The following is a 4,661-nucleotide window of genomic DNA, read 5'->3' as shown; positions in this document are numbered from 1 at the left end:
GTCTGTGTAGTTGAGAAGGCTGTAGGTGACCAAGGCGTACCCATTACGCCAAAGTAGGTTAGCCAGTTATAAAATTATCAATCCCACTCTTCAACCTTCAACTCCCAACTTTCAACCTTCCTGCCTTCCAACTTTCAACTTTAGCCCCCACAATTAATATTGCCGCAACCAACAACCAAGTCGCTTCATGACAGATCCAACGACTGCCTCAGTAACAGAAGACTCAGAACACATTGCTGAGCTCAGACAACAACTCCGGACGGGTTCTGAAAAAAAACAACTCCAGTTGATTTCCGAACTGACCAGCTTAGGCGCTACTGGCTTAGAAGTCTTGATGGAATTTTTAAAGGAGCAACAGTCCACCCCTGCAAATCTCGTGACGGGTCTTGCCTACCAAGCTCTATATCAGGTCAATGCACCCAACACAACAGCGTTTCTCCAAACTCATTTTCCAACAGGACTTGTGCCCTTGCGTTCTGAGGTGGGTATTGACTATCTTCCTCTACAGCAGCGGCTTGCTCTTGCAGATTTTCTCGCTGCTGACCGTCTGACGTTGGAAAAACTCTGTGAATTAGCCGGTGCAGCCGCGATACAGCGAAAATGGCTGTACTTTTCTGAAGTAGAAAATTTTCCCATTACCGATTTACAAACCATCAATACCCTGTGGTTCATTCACTCTCAAGGTAAATTTGGCTTTTCCGTCCAGCGCGAGCTGTGGCTCTCTTTCGGCAAGAACTGGGAAAAGCTTTGGCCTAAAATCGGTTGGAAGGCTGGAAACAACTGGACTCGCTACCCAAACGAGTTTACATGGGATCTCAGTGCTCCCAGAGGTCATCTACCTCTTTCCAATCAACTACGAGGTGTGCGAGTGATTGCTTCTCTACTTTCTCACCCAGCTTGGACGAGCACAAGTAAGGGGGATGGTTGACACTCCTCGGCCTAAAGGCGCGAGGATTCTCTCGTCATGGGGAGCGCAACCGCTTTACCCGCGCTAACGCGCCGCTTCGCTAACAGAAAGCATCTTGACCGTGTGTCCCACGGCTGCAAGTCCTCGAACGAGAACGACTTGAGCGGCTGCCACATCTCTGTTTGTCGTGTAGCCGCAATAAAGGCACGAATGAACCCTCAGACATAGCTCTTTTTTGCCCGTCTCTACAAGACAATTCGGGCATATCTGGCTTGTTTTCTTGCTGTCCACTTTCAGGAAAAACACCCCTCTCTTGCAGCAACATTGTTCTAATACCTGGAAGAATTGACCCCAACCCGCGTCTAAGCAGTGTTTTCCTAAAAAGCCACGAGCTAAACCTTTAAGATTCAAGTCTTCTACAAATATCATTCCCGCCCAATCACAGAGATTATGAGCGAGCAGCCAGTAGTAGTTTTTCCGGGTGTTGGCGATTCGTTCGTGCAGTTTACTTACTTTAAGAAGCGCTTTCTTACGGTTGTTTGACCCCAAGGCTTTTTTCGATACTCTCTGTTGCAGCAATCTAAGCTTGCGTTCGAGCTTCTTGAAAGGCCGTGGATTTGGGAATAACTTACCGTTTGAAATCGCTGCAAAGTGACTAATTCCTACATCTATCCCAAGGGCTTCGCCATGTGGCATTGTATCTGGAACAACTACATCCCACTGCAAGGTCAACATGGCATACCAGCCGCTAGCACGTCTTACTACCCGCACCTGTTTTAGCTTCGCTCCATCTGGAATAGAACGCGAAGAACGGAACTTTACCAACCCAATAACAGGAAGCTTCATCACGCCATCTTTCACGGCGTCAATAGCCACTTGGGGGAACACAAACGAGCGCATAGTCCCAGCTTTTTTAAATCTGGGAAATCCGTGTCCTTGCTCCCACATGCTGACAAACGCTTGCTCAAGTCTACGCAATGTCTGCTGTAGAACTTGGGATTGTACTCTTCTCAAGTTGGGCGAAGTTTTCCGATAAGCCGTTAGGGCTTTGCACTGGCTGGCATAAGTGGGACGCTTGGGCAGGTTGAATGTTGAAAGTTGGTAAGGAAAGCCAGGAAAGCAGGTTAATGCGTTGAACCCTTCACCTCTTCACCCCTCTAACCCATTCCTTTCTCAGTCAGTCTCCAAACAATTTTCATAACTCATCTGTTTGTTATTGACACCATACGGGAACGCTATGTACAGCGGCTAACACTTCAGAAACACTGAGAGCCGCTACCCAAGTATATAGGTATGGAGCGATAAATTTTCTATGGCAAATGCGGAAACGAAAATTTTTTGTCGTTTAGATGATTTGACACCAGCAGCACGAGAACAAAAACGGCTTGCAGCTCTTAGAGAGCTTAGGCTACTTGAAGCGGAGACAGTTGCTGTTTTTGACGAAGCGACTCAAACCGCTGCACGGCTTTTGGATGCACCCATTTGCATTTTGGGTGTAATGACGCCCAATCATGTACAGCTCAAATCAGCGATTGGTCTATCCAGAGTTGGGCTGATGAATCAGCTAGCACAGTCACGCCTTCTAGCGCGAAGTGAAAGCTTTTGCAGCTACGTTGTGGACAGTCAGCAAGTTTTGGCGATTCACGATACGGCAACCAATCCCGTGTTTGCCAGTAGTTTGCTGGTTGGGCACTATGGCATTCGTGCTTACCTGGGTGCGCCGCTATTGACCGCAGATGGCCTATGTCTGGGTGCGCTAGCCGTCATGGACTGCGAACCTCGCTCCTTTAGCAGTAAAGACATTGAGTTTCTGGCTATTACAGCTCGCTGGTGTCTGAGCGAATTTGAGCATAATCGTTTTTTGAAACAAGGGTACACAAACTCTGTCCCAACACTTCCCCAGTCATCAGTAGACAAACAGTATCCACAGGGATGGGAACCTGAATCAACAGCACAGAGACAGGATGTCTCAACTGCTAGCTCTGTTTGCCTTAACGCCACTAACTTCCTTAAAGTCAAATTGCTGGCTCAGCTGACTCAGGAGCTGCGGACACCTTTAACGTCGGTCATGGGAATGGCAAGTGTACTCAATCGCCAGCTTTATGGCCCCCTAACCAGCAAACAGAAGGAGTACCTGGAAATTATTCATCGCAGCGGTCAGCATCTGGTATCGCTGGTTGATGAAATTTTTGACCTGACAATTTTCGATGAAAGCAGCGAACGACTCCAGCTGACATCCGTAGATATCGAAATGCTGTGTCAACAGGCAATCAATAGCCTATTAGAGATAGCTCAGTGCCGACAATTAGAGATACGTATATCCGTCGAGCCGGGGAATCGCATCTGCTTACTAGACAAAGATAAGGTTCGGCAAATCCTGTATTACCTCGTCTATAGTGTGATTCACTCCGCTGATGCGGGGGGTGAAGTTCGCCTTCATGTCTCTCGCAAAATCGACAAGCTCAATATTGCGGTTTGGGCTGCTCACCCTTGGTTGGGCCAGAGTCTACCTCAACTCGGTGAAGAATTCGTCGAGTCGTCTTTACCCTCATCGGCGATTGCTGCTGTTTCTCAGGCTCTAGAAACTTTACCGAGTAATGATAGCCTTGGAGGTAGCGAACTGACGATGAGTTCTTATCTACCACTTGCGAATCCGGTACTCTCCAGTGAGGCTCTTGCCGTAGCCTTAAGTTTGAACAGTGAACCCAAAAAGACGACTGGGAAGAATGGTTCTCGTGAGAGTCTAGGGCTATTACTAAGCTGCCATTTGGCAGAACTACACGGGGGAGAAATTTCCACTCAAGGCTCCTTAGAAGCAGGGTATCGCTATGTTGTGTCGCTGCCTCTATTGGAGTCCGTGAAGGAAAGGTTGTAGTCTAGAGTCCGGAATCCAGATGCAGCCTTAAGAATTAAAAATCAAAGAATCCTTATTTTTGGTTCTTAATTTTGCATTTTTTAGGTTTCCAGTCTCTAACTCTTACTCCCTATTTATGAATTCAGTTTGGCAACAGCTTACTCTGTCAAATTTACAGCTGTATCAGTGGCGAGGCGCTAGCTATTTATATCAGCTGGTGGGATTGCTACAGTCTTGGCGTCGGGGGAGCTACGTCATGCAGTGGGCTGAGCCGATAGGAGCCCTGCTGGTTGCTTTGGTGCTTGTTCTAGCTCCCTTTGTAGGCAGAACAAACAATGCTCTGATCGCGGTCTTGTTATTGGCGGCTGCGGCTTTTTGGGTGTTGCTAACCCTATCAGATGAGGCAGGACAGCAACGAGAGTTTCACTCAAAGGTGACGCCCATTCATCTGTTGGTGTTGTTGTACTGGGGCATTTCGGTCGTCGCAACAGCCCTCTCACCCGTAAAAAAGGCAGCAGCTACGGGATTGGGGAAGCTCACGCTGTATTTTCTGCTATTTGCCTTAATGGCGCGAGTCCTCAGATCACCTAGCCTCCGTTCTTGGCTGATTGCCCTCTTCCTCCATGTCTCGCTGATTGTTAGTGTTTATGGACTCAGGCAGTGGTTTTTCGGGGCGACGGCGCTGGCAACCTGGGTCGATCCAACATCAACATCTGCAAAACTGACGCGGGTTTATAGCTATTTAGGGAATCCCAACTTACTGGCAGGGTATCTTCTCCCAGCTGTTGCTCTGAGTTTAGCCGCTATCTTCGTTTGGCAGCGGTTGCTTCTCAAAGCTTTGGCTACGACCATGTTTATTGTGAATTCCACCTGCCTGGTGGTGACCTTCAGTCGCGGTGG

General features: G+C 48.1%; 2 protein-coding genes and 2 pseudogenes. 3 read left to right on the top strand and 1 reads right to left on the bottom strand.

The genetic code is table 11. The features are described 5' to 3' along the window. Positions 1-187: 187 nt before the first annotated feature. Entirely contained in the window at positions 188-928 is a 741-nt protein-coding gene (locus V6C93_RS34820; RefSeq protein WP_333481273.1) for a GUN4 domain-containing protein, read from the top strand. Positions 929-991: 63 nt separating this feature from the next. Here V6C93_RS34820 and V6C93_RS34815 read toward each other — a convergent pair. Further along, positions 992-1,981: pseudogene (locus tag V6C93_RS34815) on the bottom strand (RNA-guided endonuclease InsQ/TnpB family protein); the annotation flags it as partial. Positions 1,982-2,219: 238 nt separating this feature from the next. Between V6C93_RS34815 and V6C93_RS34810 the strand changes: the two are divergent. Continuing rightward, complete coding sequence (locus tag V6C93_RS34810) at positions 2,220-3,782, top strand: GAF domain-containing sensor histidine kinase (RefSeq protein WP_333481271.1); 1,563 nt, start codon at positions 2,220-2,222, stop codon at positions 3,780-3,782. 115 nt (positions 3,783-3,897) lie between these two features. Beyond that, positions 3,898-4,661 (top strand): annotated as a pseudogene (locus V6C93_RS34805) (putative bicarbonate transporter, IctB family); the annotation flags it as partial.

It is taken from the genome of Allocoleopsis sp., assembly GCF_036703385.1.
GTDB lineage: Bacteria > Cyanobacteriota > Cyanobacteriia > Cyanobacteriales > Coleofasciculaceae > Allocoleopsis.
Note: the sequence above shows the minus strand (reverse complement) of the source record. Positions and strands in the feature narration are given on the sequence as shown.